Origin of the sequence: Pseudomonas sp. Pdm06, from assembly GCF_014851795.1 — a bacterium.
GTDB lineage: Bacteria > Pseudomonadota > Gammaproteobacteria > Pseudomonadales > Pseudomonadaceae > Aquipseudomonas > Aquipseudomonas fluorescens_AA.
In genome coordinates this window covers 57,415-74,990 of sequence record NZ_JACVAH010000022.1, presented here as the reverse complement: position 1 = coordinate 74,990, position 17,576 = coordinate 57,415, and the positions used below count along the sequence as shown (strand labels likewise).

The 17,576-nt window shown below is 61.9% G+C and carries 17 protein-coding genes; 13 read left to right on the top strand and 4 right to left on the bottom strand.

What is annotated here, in order from left to right:
• Positions 1 to 10 precede the first annotated feature (10 nt).
• The 4 genes from ileS (at position 11) to ispH (ending at position 4,872) form a co-directional block, all read left to right on the top strand.
• A complete protein-coding gene (gene ileS / locus IB266_RS28150; RefSeq protein WP_192263793.1) occupies positions 11 to 2,842 on the top strand; it encodes an isoleucine--tRNA ligase in 2,832 nt (943 codons plus the stop codon).
• Complete coding sequence (gene lspA / locus IB266_RS28145) at positions 2,835 to 3,359, top strand: signal peptidase II (protein ID WP_092172460.1); 525 nt, start codon at positions 2,835 to 2,837, stop codon at positions 3,357 to 3,359. The genes ileS and lspA overlap by 8 nt, the downstream gene beginning before the upstream one ends.
• Positions 3,352 to 3,789, top strand: coding sequence for an FKBP-type peptidyl-prolyl cis-trans isomerase (gene fkpB / locus IB266_RS28140; protein ID WP_192263790.1), 438 nt, complete (start codon positions 3,352 to 3,354; stop codon positions 3,787 to 3,789). The genes lspA and fkpB overlap by 8 nt, the downstream gene beginning before the upstream one ends.
• A 135-nt stretch (positions 3,790 to 3,924) precedes the next feature.
• Positions 3,925 to 4,872 (top strand): 4-hydroxy-3-methylbut-2-enyl diphosphate reductase, encoded by a 948-nt coding sequence (ispH, locus tag IB266_RS28135; RefSeq protein WP_060740559.1) that lies wholly within the window; start codon positions 3,925 to 3,927, stop codon positions 4,870 to 4,872.
• Here ispH and IB266_RS28130 read toward each other — a convergent pair.
• Positions 4,826 to 5,365, bottom strand: a complete 540-nt coding sequence (locus IB266_RS28130; RefSeq protein WP_192263787.1) for a GspH/FimT family pseudopilin — start codon at positions 5,363 to 5,365, stop codon at positions 4,826 to 4,828. The genes ispH and IB266_RS28130 overlap by 47 nt on opposite strands.
• A gap of 219 nt (positions 5,366 to 5,584) precedes the next feature.
• Between IB266_RS28130 and IB266_RS28125 the strand changes: the two genes are divergently transcribed.
• From IB266_RS28125 to IB266_RS28085, 9 genes are all read left to right on the top strand, one after another.
• Positions 5,585 to 6,058, top strand: a complete 474-nt coding sequence (locus tag IB266_RS28125) for a GspH/FimT family pseudopilin (RefSeq protein ID WP_192263784.1) — start codon at positions 5,585 to 5,587, stop codon at positions 6,056 to 6,058.
• Positions 6,055 to 6,516 (top strand): type IV pilus modification protein PilV, encoded by a 462-nt coding sequence (pilV, locus tag IB266_RS28120; RefSeq protein WP_060740562.1) that lies wholly within the window; start codon positions 6,055 to 6,057, stop codon positions 6,514 to 6,516. Before IB266_RS28125 ends, pilV begins: the two co-directional genes overlap by 4 nt.
• A complete protein-coding gene (locus tag IB266_RS28115; protein WP_192263781.1) occupies positions 6,513 to 7,226 on the top strand; it encodes a PilW family protein in 714 nt (237 codons plus the stop codon). Before pilV ends, IB266_RS28115 begins: the two co-directional genes overlap by 4 nt.
• 14 nt (positions 7,227 to 7,240) lie before the next feature.
• The gene (locus tag IB266_RS28110; RefSeq protein WP_192263778.1) at positions 7,241 to 7,711 is read left to right on the top strand and encodes a PilX N-terminal domain-containing pilus assembly protein; all 471 of its coding nucleotides are present in this window, start codon (positions 7,241 to 7,243) and stop codon (positions 7,709 to 7,711) included.
• Entirely contained in the window at positions 7,698 to 10,796 is a 3,099-nt protein-coding gene (locus IB266_RS28105; RefSeq protein WP_192263774.1) for a pilus assembly protein, read from the top strand. The genes IB266_RS28110 and IB266_RS28105 overlap by 14 nt, the downstream gene beginning before the upstream one ends.
• 9 nt (positions 10,797 to 10,805) lie before the next feature.
• Positions 10,806 to 11,207 (top strand): type IV pilin protein, encoded by a 402-nt coding sequence (locus IB266_RS28100; RefSeq protein ID WP_092172437.1) that lies wholly within the window; start codon positions 10,806 to 10,808, stop codon positions 11,205 to 11,207.
• 57 nt (positions 11,208 to 11,264) lie between these two features.
• Entirely contained in the window at positions 11,265 to 12,365 is a 1,101-nt protein-coding gene (thiO, locus tag IB266_RS28095; protein ID WP_192263771.1) for a glycine oxidase ThiO, read from the top strand.
• 194 nt (positions 12,366 to 12,559) lie between these two features.
• Positions 12,560 to 12,736: a hypothetical protein gene (locus tag IB266_RS28090; RefSeq protein WP_192263840.1), complete on the top strand. Its 177-nt coding sequence runs from the start codon at positions 12,560 to 12,562 to the stop codon at positions 12,734 to 12,736.
• Between the two features lie 1,055 nt (positions 12,737 to 13,791).
• Positions 13,792 to 14,157: a DUF6124 family protein gene (locus IB266_RS28085; RefSeq protein WP_192263768.1), complete on the top strand. Its 366-nt coding sequence runs from the start codon at positions 13,792 to 13,794 to the stop codon at positions 14,155 to 14,157.
• Between the two features lie 164 nt (positions 14,158 to 14,321).
• Here IB266_RS28085 and IB266_RS28080 read toward each other — a convergent pair whose 3' ends face one another.
• The 3 genes from IB266_RS28080 to IB266_RS28070 are packed head-to-tail and all read right to left on the bottom strand — an operon-like array spanning position 14,322 to position 17,477.
• Positions 14,322 to 15,668: a sigma-54-dependent transcriptional regulator gene (locus tag IB266_RS28080; RefSeq protein ID WP_192263765.1), complete on the bottom strand. Its 1,347-nt coding sequence runs from the start codon at positions 15,666 to 15,668 to the stop codon at positions 14,322 to 14,324.
• The gene (locus IB266_RS28075) at positions 15,665 to 17,254 is read right to left on the bottom strand and encodes a two-component system sensor histidine kinase NtrB (RefSeq protein ID WP_192263762.1); all 1,590 of its coding nucleotides are present in this window, start codon (positions 17,252 to 17,254) and stop codon (positions 15,665 to 15,667) included. Before IB266_RS28075 ends, IB266_RS28080 begins: the two co-directional genes overlap by 4 nt.
• On the bottom strand, positions 17,244 to 17,477 hold the full coding sequence (locus IB266_RS28070; protein WP_192263759.1) for a PP0621 family protein: 234 nt from the start codon (positions 17,475 to 17,477) through the stop codon (positions 17,244 to 17,246). Before IB266_RS28070 ends, IB266_RS28075 begins: the two co-directional genes overlap by 11 nt.
• Between the last annotated feature and the right edge of the window lie 99 nt (positions 17,478 to 17,576).

Genomic DNA, 17,576 nt, shown 5'->3' with positions numbered 1-17,576 from the left:
AGAGCCTTAAATGACCGACTATAAAGCCACGCTAAACCTTCCGGACACCGCCTTCCCAATGAAGGCCGGCCTGCCTCAGCGCGAACCACAGATTCTGCAGCGTTGGGACAGCATTGGCCTGTACGGAAAGTTGCGCGAAATTGGCAAGGATCGTCCGAAGTTCGTCCTGCACGACGGCCCTCCGTACGCCAACGGCACCATCCACATCGGTCACGCGCTGAACAAGATTCTCAAGGACATGATCATCCGCTCCAAGACCCTGTCGGGTTTTGATGCGCCGTATGTCCCGGGCTGGGACTGCCATGGCCTGCCGATCGAGCACAAGGTCGAAGTGACCCACGGCAAGAACCTGGGCGCGGACAAGACCCGCGAGCTGTGCCGTGCCTACGCCACCGAGCAGATCGAAGGGCAGAAGTCCGAATTCATTCGCCTCGGCGTGCTGGGCGACTTTGCCAACCCGTACAAGACCATGGACTTCAAGAACGAAGCCGGCGAAATCCGTGCCCTGGCGAAAATCGTCGAGGGTGGTTTCGTGTTCAAGGGCCTCAAGCCAGTGAACTGGTGCTTCGATTGCGGTTCGGCCCTGGCCGAGGCGGAAGTCGAGTACGAGAACAAGAAGTCCTCGACCATCGACGTCGCGTTCCCGATCGCCGATGAAGACAAGCTCGCCACCGCGTTCGGCCTGGGCAAGCTGGCCAAGCCGGCGTCGATCGTGATCTGGACCACCACCCCGTGGACCATCCCGGCCAACCAGGCGCTGAACGTCCACCCGGAATTCACCTACGCCCTGGTCGACGTTGGCGACAAGCTGCTGGTGCTGGCCGAAGAACTGGTCGAAGCCTGCCTGGCCCGCTACAACCTCGAAGGTTCGGTGGTCGCCACCGCCCCGGGTTCGGCGCTGGAACTGATCAATTTCCGTCATCCGTTCTATGACCGCCTGTCGCCGGTGTACCTGGCCGACTACGTGGAACTGGGCGCAGGCACTGGCGTGGTTCACTCCGCGCCAGCCTATGGCGTCGACGACTTCGTGACCTGCAAGAAGTACGGCATGGTCAACGACGACATCCTCAACCCGGTGCAGAGCAATGGCGTGTACGCGTCGTCGCTGGAGTTCTTCGGCGGCCAGTTCATCTGGAAAGCCAACCCGGCCATCGTCGATAAGCTGAGCGAAGTTGGCGCGCTGCTGCACACCACCGTCATCGAACACAGCTACATGCACTGCTGGCGCCACAAGACCCCGCTGATCTACCGCGCCACCGCGCAGTGGTTCATCGGCATGGACAAGCAGCCCACCAGCGGCGACACCCTGCGCCAGCGTTCGCTCAAGGCCATCGAAGAGACCCAGTTCGTACCGGCCTGGGGCCAGGCGCGCCTGCACTCGATGATCGCCAATCGTCCGGACTGGTGCATCTCCCGCCAGCGCAACTGGGGCGTGCCGATCCCGTTCTTCCTGAACAAGGAAAGCGGCGAGTTGCACCCGCGCACCGTCGAATTGATGGAAGTCGTGGCCAAGCGCGTCGAAGCCGAAGGCATCGAAGCCTGGTTCAAGCTCGATGCCGCTGAGCTGTTGGGTGACGAAGCACCGCTGTACGACAAGATCAGCGACACCCTGGACGTCTGGTTCGACTCCGGCACCACCCATTGGCACGTGCTGCGCGGTTCGCACCCGATGGGCCACGAGAGCGGCCCGCGCGCCGACCTGTACCTGGAAGGCTCCGACCAGCACCGTGGCTGGTTCCACTCGTCGCTGCTGACCGGTTGCGCCATCGACAACCACGCGCCGTATCGCGAGCTGCTGACCCACGGCTTCACCGTCGACGAGTCCGGCCGCAAGATGTCCAAGTCCCTGGGCAACGTGATCGCGCCGCAGAAGGTCAACGACACCCTGGGCGCCGACATCATGCGCCTGTGGGTGGCCTCCACCGACTATTCCGGCGAGATGGCCGTTTCCGAGCAGATCCTGCAGCGCAGCGCGGACGCCTACCGGCGGATCCGTAACACCGCTCGCTTCCTGCTTTCCAACCTGACCGGCTTCAACCCGGCCACCGACCTGCTGCCGGCCGAAGAAATGCTCGCGCTGGACCGTTGGGCCGTGGACCGTACCCTGTTGCTGCAACGCGAATTGCAGGAGCACTACGGCGAATACCGCTTCTGGAACGTCTACTCCAAGATCCACAACTTCTGCGTGCAGGAGCTCGGTGGTTTCTACCTCGACATCATCAAGGACCGCCAGTACACCACCGGCGCCAACAGCAAGGCGCGCCGTTCGTGCCAGACCGCGCTGTTCCACATCAGCGAGGCCCTGGTGCGCTGGATCGCGCCGATCCTGGCGTTCACCGCCGATGAGCTGTGGCAATACCTGCCGGGCGAGCGCAACGAGTCGGTGATGCTCAACACTTGGTACGAAGGCCTGACCGAACTGCCGCAAGGCTTCGAGCTGGACCGTGCGTATTGGGACCGCGTCATGGCGGTCAAGGCTGCGGTCAACAAGGAAATGGAGATCCAGCGGGCGGCCAAGGCCGTCGGCGGCAACCTGCAGGCCGAAGTCACCCTCTACGCCGAAGAGGCCCTGGGCGCCGACCTGGCCAAGTTGGGCAACGAACTGCGCTTCGTGCTGATCACCTCCACCGCCAGCGTTGCACCTTTCGTGCAGGCCCCGGCCGATGCGGTGACCACCGAAGTCAGCGGCCTGAAGCTGAAAATCGTCAAGTCGAACCACACCAAGTGCGCCCGCTGCTGGCACTGCCGCGAAGACGTCGGCGTGAACCCGGAGCATCCGGAAATCTGCGGTCGTTGCGTCGACAACATCAGCGGTGCTGGCGAGGTTCGCCACTATGCCTAATGTGGCGCCTAACGCAGCGGGCCGTTTCGGACGGCTGGGCTGGCTCTGGTTGAGCGTGCTGGTACTGGTCATCGACCAGGCCAGCAAGTTCTACTTTGAAAGCTCGTTGACCCTGTACCAGCAGATCGTGATCATCCCGGATTACTTCAGCTGGACCCTGGCCTACAACACCGGGGCGGCGTTCAGTTTCCTGGCCGACAGTTCCGGCTGGCAGCGCTGGCTGTTCGCCCTGATTGCCGTCGTGGTCAGTGCCGTGCTGGTGGTCTGGCTCAAGCGCCTGGGGCGCAATGAGACCTGGCTGGCCGTGGCGCTGGCCTTGGTGCTGGGTGGTGCGTTGGGCAATCTCTATGACCGCATCGCCCTGGGCCACGTCATCGATTTCATCCTGGTGCATTGGCAGAACCGCTGGTATTTCCCGGCGTTCAACTTTGCCGACAGTGCCATCAGCGTGGGCGCCGTGATGCTCGCCCTGGACATGTTCAAGAGCAAGAAAACCGGAGAAGCCGTCCATGACTGAGCAGCGTATCGCTCAAAACACCGAAGTGAAGCTTCACTTCGCCCTGCACCTGGAAAACGGCGACACCGTCGACAGCACCTTCGACAAGGCCCCGGCGGTGTTCAAGGTCGGTGACGGCAACCTGCTGCCAGGCTTCGAAGCGGCGATCCTCGGTTTCAAGGCCGGCGACAAGCGCACCGTGGTCGTGCCACCGGAAAACGCCTTTGGTCAGCCCAACCCGCAAAACGTGCAGACCATGCCACGCTCCCAGTTCCAGGACATGGAGCTGTCCGAGGGCCTGCTGGTGATCTTCAACGACGCGGCCAATACCGAGCTGCCGGGTGTGGTGAAGGCGTTCGATGACGCCCAGGTGACCGTGGACTTCAACCATCCGCTGGCGGGCAAGACCTTGAACTTCGAAGTGGAAATCCTCGACGTCAAGGCGCTCTGAAATTTAACGGCAATGACCGCCCCCACATTACCTGTGGGAGCGAGCCTGCTCGCGATAGCTGAGCCACAGCCACCGTCGAGTTGACTGATCCACCGCATCGCGAGCAGGCTCGCTCCCACAGACACGAGGCACAGCATGCAAATCAAACTCGCCAACCCCCGTGGCTTCTGCGCCGGTGTGGACCGGGCGATAGAAATCGTCAACCGCGCCCTGGAAGTCTTCGGGCCGCCGATCTACGTGCGCCACGAAGTGGTCCACAACAAATTCGTCGTCGAAGACCTGCGCAGCCGCGGAGCCATTTTCGTCGAGGAACTGGACCAGGTGCCGGACGACGTCATCGTGATCTTCAGTGCCCACGGGGTTTCCCAGGCCGTGCGCAGCGAAGCCGCCGGCCGGGGCCTGAAGGTGTTCGACGCGACGTGCCCATTGGTGACCAAGGTGCATATCGAAGTGGCGCGCTACAGCCGTGACGGTCGCGAGTGCATCCTGATCGGCCATGAAGGCCACCCGGAAGTCGAAGGCACCATGGGCCAATACGATGCCAGCAACGGCGGTGCGATCTACCTGGTCGAAGACGAGGATGACGTTGCGGCCTTGCAAGTACGCAACCCCGATAGCCTGGCTTTCGTGACCCAGACGACCCTGTCCATGGACGACACCAGCCGGGTGATCGACGCCCTGCGCGCGCGCTTTCCGGCCATCGGCGGCCCGCGCAAGGATGACATCTGCTACGCCACCCAGAACCGTCAGGATGCGGTCAAGCAACTGGCCAATGAATGCGATGTGGTGCTGGTGGTCGGCAGCCCGAACAGTTCCAACTCCAACCGCTTGCGCGAGCTGGCCGAGCGCATGTCCACGCCCGCTTACCTGATCGACGGTGCCGAGGACATGCAACGCAGCTGGTTCGAGGGCATCGAGCGTATCGGCATCACCGCCGGTGCTTCCGCCCCGGAAGTCCTGGTGCGTGGCGTGATCCAGCAATTGCAGGCTTGGGGCGCCACCGGTGCCGATGAACTGGCCGGTCGCGAGGAGAACATCACGTTCTCGATGCCGAAAGAGCTGCGCGTGCGCTCCCTGCTTTAAGTCCTTTTTCGCACAGCGCCTGTTTGGCTTCGACGCTTTCCAGGCGCACGCGACCGGAAGGCGCCAGTATCACTTGATGATGGCTGACCGGCCCGCGTTTGGCGCAGACATGCAGCGTGCCTGCCTGGAATGCGCCACTGGAGTGCAGGGCTTCCCCTTGGCTGCCGAACCTCACCCGGCGTTTGACCGGCTGGTTGCCGACCACCCGGGCGCTGGCGCTGCGCTCCATCAGCACGGTCTTCTCCTTATCGTCCAGGGTGATGCGCCAGCCCCGGCCCCAATCGTTGTCTATCCCCCTGAGCACGACCGTCCGGTTGCGCGTGATGGCCTCGCTGCGCGCACTGCGTAACCCGCTGATCAGCAACTGCGCAGTGTCCTTGCGCTCGATGGACTCGATCAGTTCTTTGTAGCCCGCGTTGGCCCACGGCAGAACAATTGCGGCAATTGCCAGTCCCATGAGCAGTTCGATCAGGCTGAAGCCCTGTTGGTACATGACATCTCCTCCCTGGAGAATGTGAAGCGGTGCGATAGTGCAAGCTCTCAATGTGGCAGCAAGCATGCTGTGGCGAGGGAGCTTGCCCCCGCTGGGCTGCGCAGCAGCCCCAAAATAGCGGTCGCTACGCGCCCGAGCGGGAGCAAGCTCCCTCGCCACAGGCGGTGGTTTGTTCTAGCGTGTAGAAGCAGGTATAGCCGACGGCAACGGAGGGCACCGATGGATCTTCGTACAAAAGGTTTCACGCTGATCGAGGTGCTGGTGGCCCTTGGCGTACTGCTGATCCTGATTACCATGGCGGTGCCGTCATTCACCGGCTCGCTGCAGAGCACCAAGGCCGACACTGAGGTTGACGACTTGCGCCGGGCGCTGAACTTTGCCCGGCTGGAGGCGATCGACCGTGGCATCACCACGCGCATCCGCCCCACGGCCGAGGGCAGCGTCTGGAGCGGCGAACTGACGGTGTATGACAGTACTGGCACGCCGGCCAATGTATTGCGGGTTGTTCCAGCGATGAGCAGTGGCGCGACTCTGACGCTAACCTCAACGGTGAACAACATCGATTTCAACAACCTCGGCGGGTTATCGGCACCGGCCACGCCGGTGAGTTTCAATTATGTACGAGGGGCGCAGAGCAGGACGCTGAGTGTCTGCCTTAATGGAAGAATCGTATCGGGTGGAAGTTGCGGATGAAGGATTGCAGTAAAAGGGCACAGGAGGGCATGACGCTGATCGAGGTGCTGGTGGCGGTGCTGATTCTCGGTGTTGGCTTGCTGGGGGCGGCGATGATCCAGCTCAACGCGCTCAAGTACACCGACAGTTCGCGCATGACGAGCCAGGCCAGCTTCATTGCCTACGACCTGCTGGACCGCATTCGCGCCAACTCCGGTGCCGACTACACCGTCACACCGCCCAGCTCGCCGAACCTCAACGTGGCCCGGGACCAGGACCTCTACGATTTCAAGACCAACATCATCGCCTTCGGCGGTGCCACGGCCACCGGTACCATTGCCCTGAACCAGCGGGTCTACACCATCACCATTGCCTGGGACGACGCCCGGGCCGCCAACACCACCAACGCGGCCGAGGCGCGGCGCAGCTTCGTGCTGACCAGCCGGGTCGCTGTCGATCCGCCGGGGACGCCGCCATGAACAGGCGTTGCCGGGGATTCGGCCTGATTGAATTGATGATTGCCCTGGTGCTCAGCCTGATCGTCATCCTGGGTGTCGTGCAGATTTTCATCGCCGCCAAGAACACCTACATCAGCCAAAGTGCGGCGGCGGTGATGCAGGAGGACGCCCGGTTCGTCCTGAGTAAAATGGTCCAGGAGATTCGCATGGTGGGCATGTTCGGTTGCCTGGGGACCATTACCGATGCTTCCACGGCCAATGACTTCAATGCCAGCCAGATCACCCCGATCCGCTGGGATAACGCCAACCGCAGATTGACCCTGGTTACCGCCGACGTAGGGAGTGGCGGTAGCGCTCCAACCTGGACCGTCGTCTCCGATTGCCGCACCTCGGCGACGGCCTATACCAACGCACGGCTACCGGCGGCGGGGCAGTTGGCCTTCCCGATCCGCCGACTGATCTACAGCTTCAACAACAACCAATTGCTGCTGGGCAGCGGCGCCGGTAACCCGACCTTGTCGGTGCTGGTGGACAACGTGCGAGCGTTCGACGTGACGTTCGGCGTGGCCGGTAGCGCGACGGACATCGCGGCGTCGAGCTATACCAGCAATCCGGCGGACCCGGCACTGATCCGCAGCGTGCGCCTGACCCTGACACTTTTTGATCCGAGGAACGCAGTGCGCGAGCAGACCTTCAACGTGGTTGCCGCCTTGCGCAACCGGTTGCTATGAAGGAGATGACTTCGATGGGGCAGGCGCACCGCCAGCGGGGCATGGCATTGCTGGTCAGCCTGGTTTTCCTGTTGCTGCTGACGCTGATCGGTCTGTCATCGATGCAGAGCGCCACCCTCCAGGAAAAAATGACCAGCAGCGTCATGCAGCGCAACCAATCGTTCCAGGTGGCCGAGGCGGCGCTGAGGGTGGGGGAAAGCGCGGTGCAGGTCGAAACCTATTCATTGCCGGTGTGTACCACCACGACCCAGTGCGCGCCGCCGGCCGAGTCGGCGACGCTGACGGGGGCAGGGCGCAATTCGTCGTCGGGGGTGCTCTGGGTTGCCGCCGCCGGTGGGTTTTATGGTGTGCAGAACATCGGCACGACGCTCACGGCGGTCAACGTGCCGGTCAATACGTCGGCGACGCTGTACCGGATCACGGCGGTGGCGGTGGTGGGGAATAACCAGCGCAGCGTGGTGGAGAGCATTTATGCGAAGTACTGAGGTGCGCGCTAGTTGGAGGCAGGTGCTGTGGGGGGCGTTGCTCAGCCTTTACCTGGCGGCGCCGGCCTATGCGTTCACGCCTTCGGATTCGCCGTTGCTGAGTGCGGCGGCCGTCACGCCGAACGTGATGCTGCTGATCGATGATTCGGGGAGCATGAACAACATTATCTGGGCGGCGGGGTTTGATCCCAATGTCTCGCGGCCGGCGGTTCTCAATTGCAATTCCAGCAACAGCTGCTTCGGTGGAACATCTCTCGATCCAGACGATGGCAACGTCTTGCTGGCAAGTCTGTTCCGTGGTGGTTGCTCCAATGGCTGGTATGGCTTTTACCGGGGCGTCCTGTCACGTGTTTGCCTGCGATTGCCAGACCCGGTGGGTGACGGCAACACGCGCTATACCACCAAATACCTGGCGTACCTGTTGACCCTCGCCAATGGCTCGAACCGGGACTTCACCACCGGCTCCATCCCCACCGACTACCGTATCAACGTGGCGCGGGACGTTTCCAACGACTTGGTCGCCAGCAACCGCGCCCTACGTATCGGCCTTGCTACCTTCAACCCGCCGAACAGCAGTAACTCCGGCCCCGGGGGATATATCGCGCGCGCCATCAGCGATCTGTCACCGGTCAGCGGCAGCGTGACCCAGACCCAAGCCAACAGCAACTACAACGCGCTGATCAACGCCATCAACGGCCTGGGTGCGGTGGCCAATACCCCGTTGGCCGAGAGCTACTACGAGGTCACCCGCTACTTCAGGGGCATGGCGCCGTACCACAACAGCACGCCTGCCACCTACACCAGCCCGATCCAGTACCGTTGCCAGAAGAATTTCGGCGTGGTGATCACCGACGGCTTGCCCACCTATGACCGGACGTTTCCCACCAACGACTCGCTGGGCTTGGCCCGGTTGCCGAATTGGGATGGCATCAATAACGATGGCGATGATCTCAATGGTGATGGCGAGGGCGACACGCTGTACCTGGACGACATCGCCAAGTTCGCCTTCGACATCGACATGCGCTCCACCGGCACCGACGCCACCGGCAAGAGCTGGAACGCCACGGATTTTCCCCGGCAATACCTCAATACCTATACCGTAGGTTTTACCGCCGCCAACCCGATGTTGTCAGACGCCGCCCGCTATGGTGCCGGCAAGTATTACCAGGCGACCGACAGCGAAGGCCTGAACTCGGCGTTGGCCTCTGCCCTGAGCGACATCACTTCCAAGGCTGGCTCCGGGGGCGGCGGCACCACCAACGCCGCCACATTGTCGAGCACCTCCAGCTACTACCAGACCACGTATGACCCCAAGGACTGGCGCGGCACCATCCGGGCGTTTGGCTTTACCTCGGCGGGCACGGTCAACACAGCCGCGGTGCAATGGACCACCGATACCGCCATCGTGCCCGGCGCCACCGCTCCGATCTATCAGTCCTGGAACACCGCGACCAACGTGCCGGTGACCCTGGCCTACGGCAACTTTTCGCCGGCCCAGCAAACCAGCCTCAGCCAGAACCTGCCCACGGGGATCACCGGCAATGACCTGGTGGAGTGGAGCAAGGGCGTCAATAAAACCGGCCTGAAGGTGCGCAGCGCGTTGCTGGGGGACATCATCAACTCGCCGTTGGTGCTGGCATCGCCCAATGACCAGACCGCTGCGGACCTGCTCAACGACACCAGCTATAGCACCTACCTGGCGACCAAGGCGACGAACATGAGCGCCAGCCTGGTGGTGAACGGCAACGATGGTTTTTTCAGTGTCATCAACAGTGCAAACGGCACGCGGCGTTACGCCTACATGCCTTCGAACGTGCTGCCCTCGTTGCAGGACATCGCCGACACCAGCTACATCAACGGCGTGAGCCACAAGTTCCTGGTGGATGGACAGGTCGGTGTATACGACGTGCAATCGGGGAGCGCCTGGAAGACCGTGGCCCTGGGCGGCACGGGTGCCGGCGGCAAGACGTTTTTCGCGGTGCAGTTGTTCGATGCGGCGGCGGGCAACGCGTTTCGGGCGCTGTGGGAAATCAGCGCGCCAACCGTTGCCAACACCGCCAACGCCTTCAATGACCTGGGCTACGCCTACGCACGCCCCGAAGTCGCGCGCCTGGCGGACGGTCGCTGGGCGGCGTTCATCGCCAACGGCTATGGCAGCACCAGCGGCGTGGCGGCGTTGTACGTCGTGGATATCCGTGACGGTTCGCTGATCCGCAAAATCGTCATCAACAGCAGTGAGACCGATAACGGCCTGTCGTCAGTCAAGTTGCGGGTCAACTCCCAGAATGTGGTGCAGGCCGCGTATGGTGGTGACTTGAAGGGGCGGATGTGGAAGTTCGACCTCAGCGGCACCTCGCCCACCGCATGGGGCCTGGCGTTCGCCGGCCAGCCGTTGTTCACCGCCCCCGGCGGCGCGACCCAGCCGATCACCGTGCAGCCTCTGCTGGCAGACAATCCCCAGGGCGGCACCCAGGTTTTTTTCGGTACCGGTAAGTTCAACGAAGCGGCAGACAAGCTGAACAAGGATCTGCAAGCGTTCTATTCGATCTGGGACGCCACTGGCGGCGGGGGGCAAATCACCGTCTCGAGCCTGCAGGCCCAGTCGATCACTGGGGTGTTTTCAGGCAGCACCGGGCAGTTCGTGACCACCAGCCAGACCGACGTGACGTACCCTGCGAAGAAGGGCTGGTACCTGCCTTTGGTGTACAACAATGTGCTGACTGGGGAGCGGGTCATCAACCCGGCCAACCTGGTGCTCGGGCGCGTGATCTTTACCACTGCCGCCGTAGACACCACCGACCCTTGCGCCAGCTTCGGTACCGGCAAACTGATCGAATTGGATGCATTCAACGGTAAGATGCTCAACTATGCGGTACTCGATACCAACAACGATGGTTCGCTCACCAGCCTCGATACGATTTCCGCCGGCGTGGTGTTCACCGGCGGTATTCCGACCCTGAGCGCCGTCGTCAGCGCCAATGGGGCCACCAATATGATCGTGAACGATTCCAGTGGCGGTATCACTGACCTGCTGGGCAAAACCGTCGGCGGCAGCCGCCGCATCATGTGGCGGCAAATACAATGAGGGCAAGGCATGCGCAGATCCAACCGGGGTTTCACCTTGATCGAAATCATGATCGTGATCGCGATCATCGGTATTGTGATCACCGTCGGCTATCCGAGCCTGACCGAATACATGAAGAAGGGCCGACGCACTGAAATTGCCGGGCTCTTATCCGAGCAGGCGCAGATTCTCGAGCGCTACTACTCGAAGAACAACGTCTACACCAATGCAACCGGGCTGAGCAGCGGCAACGATTTCTACACCATTACCCAGACGCTGGCGGACCAGAGTTTCACCCTGACCGCCGTACGCAAGAGCGGTTCGTCCATGGCCACGGACAAGTGCGGTGATTTCACCCTCAACAATACCGGCGTACGCAGCATGCTCAACGCCACTGCGGGGCTGACCACCAAGGATTGTTGGGGGCGCTGAGTTTCTTTCATCCGGGCGCGCTTTTGCGCCCTTTGTTTTAGTGAGTCGAATCAGAACATGACCAGGCAACAGCAAGTGGTGATCGTCGGTGGCGGAGTCATTGGCCTGCTGACGGCGTTCAATCTGGCGTCCGAAGGGCAACGTGTGGTGCTGCTGGACCGCTCCAATGTCGGCCAGGAATCGTCCTGGGCCGGCGGCGGCATCGTTTCGCCGTTGTACCCGTGGCGCTACAGCCCGGCGGTCACGGCGCTGGCCCATTGGTCGCAGGATTTTTATCCACAGCTGGGTGAGCGTTTGTTCGCGGCCACCGGGATCGATCCTCAAGTGCACGTGACCGGGCTGTATTGGCTGGACCTGGACGACCAGGACGAAGCGCTGGCCTGGGCCGAGCGGGAAGGGCGCCCGCTGCGGGCTGTGGATATCTCGACGGTCCACGACGCCGTGCCGGTGCTGGGTGCGGGTTTTTCCCGGGCGATCTACATGGCTGGCGTGGCCAACGTGCGTAACCCTCGGCTGGTGAAATCCCTCAAGGCGGCGTTGCAGGCGTTGCCCAATGTCACGCTTCATGAACATTGCGAGGTCAGCGGGTTCATCCGCGATGGCGGGCGTGTCGTGGGGGTGGACAGTTCGGCGGGACCGATGCGTGGCGATCAGGTGGTGCTGGCGGCGGGAGCCTGGAGTGGTGAACTGCTCAAGACGCTGGGGCTGAAGTTGCCGGTCGAGCCGGTCAAGGGCCAGATGATTCTGTACAAATGCGCGTCGGACTTTTTGTCGAGTATGGTGCTGGCCAAGGGGCGTTATGCGATCCCGCGTCGTGATGGGCACATTCTGGTTGGCAGTACGCTGGAGCGTGAAGGTTTCGACAAGACCCCGACCGAGGTTGCGTTGGAGAGCCTGAAGACTTCGGCGCAGCAACTGATTCCGGCGCTGGCGGGTGCAGAGGTGGTGGGGCATTGGGCCGGGTTGCGGCCTGGCTCGCCTGAAGGTGTTCCCTATATCGGCGAGGTGCCGGGGGTTGCTGGGTTGTGGTTGAACTGTGGGCATTATCGTAATGGACTGGTGTTGGCGCCGGCGTCGTGTCAGTTGTTTACGGATCTGATGTTGGGGCGTGAGCCGGTGATCGATCCTGTGCCGTATGCGCCGGCTGGGCGCTTGTAAGGTCCGGCTTTGGCTTGGGAGTTTTAGTGACGAGGCGGCCTTAAAGCCGGCCGGGGTTTTGTTGGCCGAGTACATATCCATTCCTGCGGTAACGGCCACTTAGGGTTCCGCCCTGACGGCGGCTCACTTTTGAGAAGCGCAAAAGTAAGCAAAACGCTTTAGCCCCACCACTCGGCACCTCGCCTAGGCTCGGCATGCCCGAACGCAGGCATTGCTCCGTGGGCCGCCGCGAAGGGCCATCCATGGCCCAGCGCGGCTATCCCGGCATCCATGCCGGGATGCCCACTCCACAATGCCTGCGTTCGGCCAGCGTGGTTAACGGGGCGCCCCAGATCAAGATCAAGATCAAGATCAAAAGCGAGGCGGCCTGACAGCCGGCCTGGCTCTCCCGCTCGTACACCTGTCAGATCTGTGGGAGCAAAGCTTGCTCGCGAAGACGGCGGTACATCCAACGCTGATGCAAGCTGATCCACCGCCATCGCGAGCAAGCTTTGCTCCCACAGGGATTTGCAGTGGCCGCAAATCTGTAGATCGTTCCCGATCCCGTGTGGGAGCGAGCTTGCTCGCGAAGGCGATGGTACATCCAACGCTGATGCAAGCTGATCCACCGCCATCGCGAGCAAGCTTTGCTCCCAGAGGGATTTGCAGTGGCCGCAAATCTGTAGATCGTTCCCGATCCAGTGTGGGAGCGAGCTTGCTCGCGAAGGCGATGGTACATCCAACGCTGATGCAAGCTGATCCACCGCCATCGCGAGCAAGCTTTGCTCCCAGAGGGATTTGCAGTGGCCGAAAATCTGTAGATCGTCACCGACCCAATGTGTGCGAGCTTGCTCGCGAAGGCGATGGCACAGTCGATGAATATGTTGAATGCTCCGGCCTCTTCGCGAGCAAGCCCGCTCCCACAGGAGAAACGCGATCACCCAGAACCAGGTCGGCTATCAGGCCGCCTCGCGGTGGACGTTGATCTCGGAGCCCCGTTAACCACGATGGCCGAACGCAGGTATTGCGTAGTGGGCATCCCGGCATGGATGCCGGGATAGCCGCGCTGGGCCATGGATGGCCCTTCGCGGCGGGCCCACGGAGTAATGCCGGAGTGAGGGCACACCGAGCCAAAGCGAGGTGCCAAGTGGTGGGGGGCATGTAGCGTTTTGCTTACTTTTGCGCTTCTCAAAAGTGAGCCGCCGTAAGGGCGGAACCGCCAGCGGCCGTAACCGCAGAAACGGATATACACACCACCCTCACAGTCAACCAGGCTTTTGTGGGAATGGTCGGACAAAAATTTGATTCAAAAAGAATTTTCCGACGAGTTCTGGCGGTTGCCGGGTGGGAAGAACTCTGGCTAACCTTTCCCGGTCGCTGCCAATTCAGCGTCCGGGCGTCGCGGCCCGAAAAACTTGGTAATCCATTCCCTCTTTGGAGTACCGCAATGAGTGACAAACCCCTACCACCTTCAGAAACCAATAACGCTTCTCCTGACTCCAGCCTTAACCCAAAAGGGCTTGATGAAGCCGCCAAACGCGCCCTCGACTATTACCTTGGCCCAAAGCCCGAAGCCAAAAAGAAACCCACCTCAAACCAGCTATTCACCGTCGTGGACGGCATCGACACCGAATGTCTCCTCGCCAACCTCAGCGAAACCCTGGCCTCCGCCAACGCAACGATCAGCGACCTGGCCTTCGAACTTGAAGGCTCGCGACGGCATGTTGCCTTGGGGGTACAGCAGTTGATTGAGCTGAGCGAATTATTGGCCAATCGTGTGCTGGACGAGCGGGTACCCGTGCCGGAGGGCTAGAGAGCTGTGGCGAGGGCGCTTGCTCCCGCTGGGTTGCGCAGCAGCCCCAAAAGCAGCGCCTCGATCAACCTGATACACCAAGGTGTCAGGTCGGGGGCCGCTTCGCAGCCCAGCGGGAGCAAGCGCCCTCGCCACAGGTTAAGTAGGGGCTTGAGGACCGCGCTTTAATCCAGCCCCAACTTCTTCAACCGATACCGCATCGACCGAAACGACAACTTCAGCCGTTGCGCCGCAGCCGTGCGGTTCCAGCGGGTTTCCTCCAGGGCTTGGAGGATGAGTTTACGTTCGACGTCTTCGAGGTAGTCTTCCAAGTTGTCGACCTGCATCAAGTCGGGGTTGCCCGCCTCAGAGCTGGCATTGCCCTCGGCCAGGCGCAGGTCGTCGGCTTCGATCAGCTGTTGTTCGCACAGGGTGTAGGCCCGTTCGAGCATGTTCTCCAGCTCCCGCACATTGCCCGGGAAACGGTAGTTTTGCAGGGCTTCCAGGGCTTGTGGATGTAGCTTGGCCGCCGGGCTGCCGGTGCTGCTGGCCAGCCGCTGAAGCATGTGATTGGCCAGCGGTTCGATGTCTTCGCGGCGTTCGCGCAAGGGCGGGACGCGCAATTCGATGACATTCAGCCGGTAATACAGATCCTGACGAAAGCGCCCGGCGGCCACTTCGCCGTCCAGGTCCTTGTGGGTGGCACAGAGGATTCGCACATCCACCACTTCTTCCTGCTGGCCGCCCACGGCGCGCACGGCCTTTTCCTGGATGGCTCGCAACAGCTTGACCTGCATCGCCAGGGGCAGGTCAGCCACTTCATCGAGGAACAAGGTCCCGCCATGGGCAGCCTGGAACAGTCCGGGCTTGTCTTCGATGGCGCCGCTGAAGCTGCCTTTGCGGTGGCCAAAGAACTCGCTTTCCATCAGTTCCGTGGGAATCGCCCCACAGTTGACCGGCACAAAGCTCTGGTTGGCACGGGGGCCTTGTTCGTGGATCAGCCGGGCGACCAGTTCCTTGCCACAGCCTGATTCTCCACTGATGTACACCGGTGCCTGGCTGCGGGCGAGTTTTTCGATCTGTTTGCGCACGTTGCGCATTGGCGGTGAGTCGCCCAGCAGGCAGCGCTCGATGGTGTTGGTCGGTGTGGCGCCCGGCTGCAGGCGCAGGGCACTGGTGACCAGTTCCCGCAGCCGGCCCAAGTCGACCGGTTTGGTCAGGAAATCGAAAGCGCCGGCCTTGAGAGCGTCGATGGCGGTTTCCAGGCTGCCATAGGCGGTGATCATCGCTACGGGAAGCTGTGGATAACGTTGCTGGATGTGCTGCACCAGTTCCAGGCCGGTGCCATCGGGCAGGCGCATGTCGGTCAGGCACAGGTCGAAGGCATCCCCCGTCAGCAGGGTTTGGGCCTCGGCAAGGTTCTTGGCGCTGCGGGTGTCGAGTTTCATCCGGCCCAGGGTGATGTCCAGGAGTTCGCGGATGTCCGGTTCGTCATCGACGATCAGGATTCGTTGCCGTGAGCGATTATTCAAAGCTGTTTCCGTCCGTGAGCAAAGGTGATGCGAAAGCAACCGCCGCCTTGGCGTGGTTTGAAGTCTAGGCGGGCTTGATTGCTTTCGCACAGCTCACGGGACAGATAGAGCCCAAGGCCGGTGCCCTGGCTACTGGTGGTAAAGAAGGGTTCGAACAAATGCGCCTGCTGCTCGGGCGTTACACCGGGGCCGTTGTCGATGATGTCCAGTGTCGACAGCTGGCTGTGGGGGTCGATGAACAGTTTCAACCAGGCCTCGGCCTGTTCATGGACCATTGCGCTGTGGCGCCAGGCGTTGCGCAGCAGGTTGTCGAGTACCTGGGTGAGCTGGTCGGGGTCCATCAGCGTGGTGTAGTCCCCCGGGTCGATGCTCAGGTGCAATTGCTGGTGTTCGGCCATGCTTTCGCGAGCCTGCCGGACGAATTGGTCGAGCCAGGTGCGCAGGTCGAGGCGCTGGGGTGTGGTTTGTTGGCGGCGAGACAGCTGTAGAACATTTTCAATGACGCGATTCATTCGTTGGGAGTGATCTTGAATAATCTGCGTCAGACGCCGATCCGCGTCGTTCAGTTCCTCGGATTCGCGCAGCAATTGCGCCGCGTGACTGATAGCGCCCAAGGGGTTGCGGATTTCATGGGCGATACCGGCGGTGAGGCGCCCGAGGGACGCGAGTTTCAACTGCTGGGCCTGCTGGGCAACCTGGGCCAGGTCTTCAAGGAACACCAGGATCTGCTGCTGATCGTGATGCCCCAGGGCGATGAAACTCGGTTGCAGGGTCAGGCCCGTGCCGGTAACGGTCAGGCTGGAAGGGCGCAGGCTGGGGTTGTTTCGCCACAATTGCAGGCGTTCGACCAGAGCAGTGGAGTAATCGTCGAGCGGCTGGCCGACCAGATCGTGCATGCCCAGCAGGTTCAGCGCGCTCTCGTTGGCCAGCTGCACCCGGCGCTCACGGTCAAGCACCAGGATGCCAGTGCGCATGCGTTGCAGGATCAGGGCGTTGAGCGCTTCCAGGCCGATCACTTCGCTGGCCCGTTGCTCGGCCAGGGTTTCGCTGGCTTCCAAGCGTCGGGTCAGGCCTTGCACCAGCAGCGCGGCGGCAAAGCACAGTGCCCCGAGGGTGCCGGCCTGCAAATAACTGCTGGGGCGGTTCGAGTCGCTCAAGCCAAGAAAGAAGCTCGAACCGACGATGCCGAGGGTGGCAACGGCCGCGATCAACAGGCCGATCCGGCCTCGCAGCAGCGTGTTGCCGATGGCCACCGAGACAATGAGCAGGTTGCCGATGGCACTGGGCACGCCGCCGGCGGCGAAAAACAGCCACGAAAGCAACAGCACGTCGGTGAGGGCCAGGCCGAACAGCCGGGCAGGGCGACGCGTGTTCTCAAGGAACACCACCAGCAGGATGTTCAGCACCAGGTACAACCAACTGCCGCTGCGCAGCAGGTCGTCGTTGGCGAACTCCAGCAGGCGGTTGTCCATGTTGCTGGAGATCAGCAGCACCAGGGTGATGCCGATACTCAGGCGGTACAGGTGATAGAGGCGCAGCAGGCGCTGCGTCTGTTTGACGCGTGGGCTTGAGGCCTCAGCGCTCACGATTGCCCGGGCCTTGCTCGAGGTGAGCCTGGCTGCAATACCATTGTTGTTCGAGGGCCAGCGCCCGGTCACGGGGCAGGTGTACGCCGCAGTGGGCGCAGCGCACCATGGGCGGTGCGTCCTGTTCCTGGGTGGAGCGCGATGCGCGAGGGCCGCTTTTCACCCCGCGAAAGATCCATATGGCGGCGGCAACGACAGCGAACAAGATCAATAAACGAAGCATGATAGGCGGCTTTCTGGCGAGTGATCAGGCAGTTTAGCCAAGGACTGGAACGGCGCACAGCGCAATAAAACCCAGGCACAAAAAAGGGAGACCGCTGGG

Excerpts from the sequence above, each read along its gene's own strand:
- IB266_RS28100 (WP_092172437.1), top strand. The coding sequence starts at position 10,806 with ATGCGCAGATCCAACCGGGGTTTCACCTTGATCGAAATCATGATCGTG.
- IB266_RS28085 (WP_192263768.1), top strand. The coding sequence starts at position 13,792 with ATGAGTGACAAACCCCTACCACCTTCAGAAACCAATAACGCTTCTCCT.
- pilV (WP_060740562.1), top strand. The coding sequence starts at position 6,055 with ATGAAGGATTGCAGTAAAAGGGCACAGGAGGGCATGACGCTGATCGAG.
- IB266_RS28070 (WP_192263759.1), bottom strand. The coding sequence starts at position 17,477 with ATGCTTCGTTTATTGATCTTGTTCGCTGTCGTTGCCGCCGCCATATGG.
- lspA (WP_092172460.1), top strand. The coding sequence starts at position 2,835 with ATGCCTAATGTGGCGCCTAACGCAGCGGGCCGTTTCGGACGGCTGGGC.
- IB266_RS28115 (WP_192263781.1), top strand. The coding sequence starts at position 6,513 with ATGAACAGGCGTTGCCGGGGATTCGGCCTGATTGAATTGATGATTGCC.
- IB266_RS28125 (WP_192263784.1), top strand. The coding sequence starts at position 5,585 with ATGGATCTTCGTACAAAAGGTTTCACGCTGATCGAGGTGCTGGTGGCC.
- IB266_RS28130 (WP_192263787.1), bottom strand. The coding sequence starts at position 5,365 with ATGTACCAACAGGGCTTCAGCCTGATCGAACTGCTCATGGGACTGGCA.
- IB266_RS28090 (WP_192263840.1), top strand. The coding sequence starts at position 12,560 with ATGCCCGAACGCAGGCATTGCTCCGTGGGCCGCCGCGAAGGGCCATCC.
- ileS (WP_192263793.1), top strand. The coding sequence starts at position 11 with ATGACCGACTATAAAGCCACGCTAAACCTTCCGGACACCGCCTTCCCA.
- IB266_RS28110 (WP_192263778.1), top strand. The coding sequence starts at position 7,241 with ATGGGGCAGGCGCACCGCCAGCGGGGCATGGCATTGCTGGTCAGCCTG.
- IB266_RS28105 (WP_192263774.1), top strand. The coding sequence starts at position 7,698 with ATGCGAAGTACTGAGGTGCGCGCTAGTTGGAGGCAGGTGCTGTGGGGG.
- fkpB (WP_192263790.1), top strand. The coding sequence starts at position 3,352 with ATGACTGAGCAGCGTATCGCTCAAAACACCGAAGTGAAGCTTCACTTC.
- ispH (WP_060740559.1), top strand. The coding sequence starts at position 3,925 with ATGCAAATCAAACTCGCCAACCCCCGTGGCTTCTGCGCCGGTGTGGAC.
- thiO (WP_192263771.1), top strand. The coding sequence starts at position 11,265 with ATGACCAGGCAACAGCAAGTGGTGATCGTCGGTGGCGGAGTCATTGGC.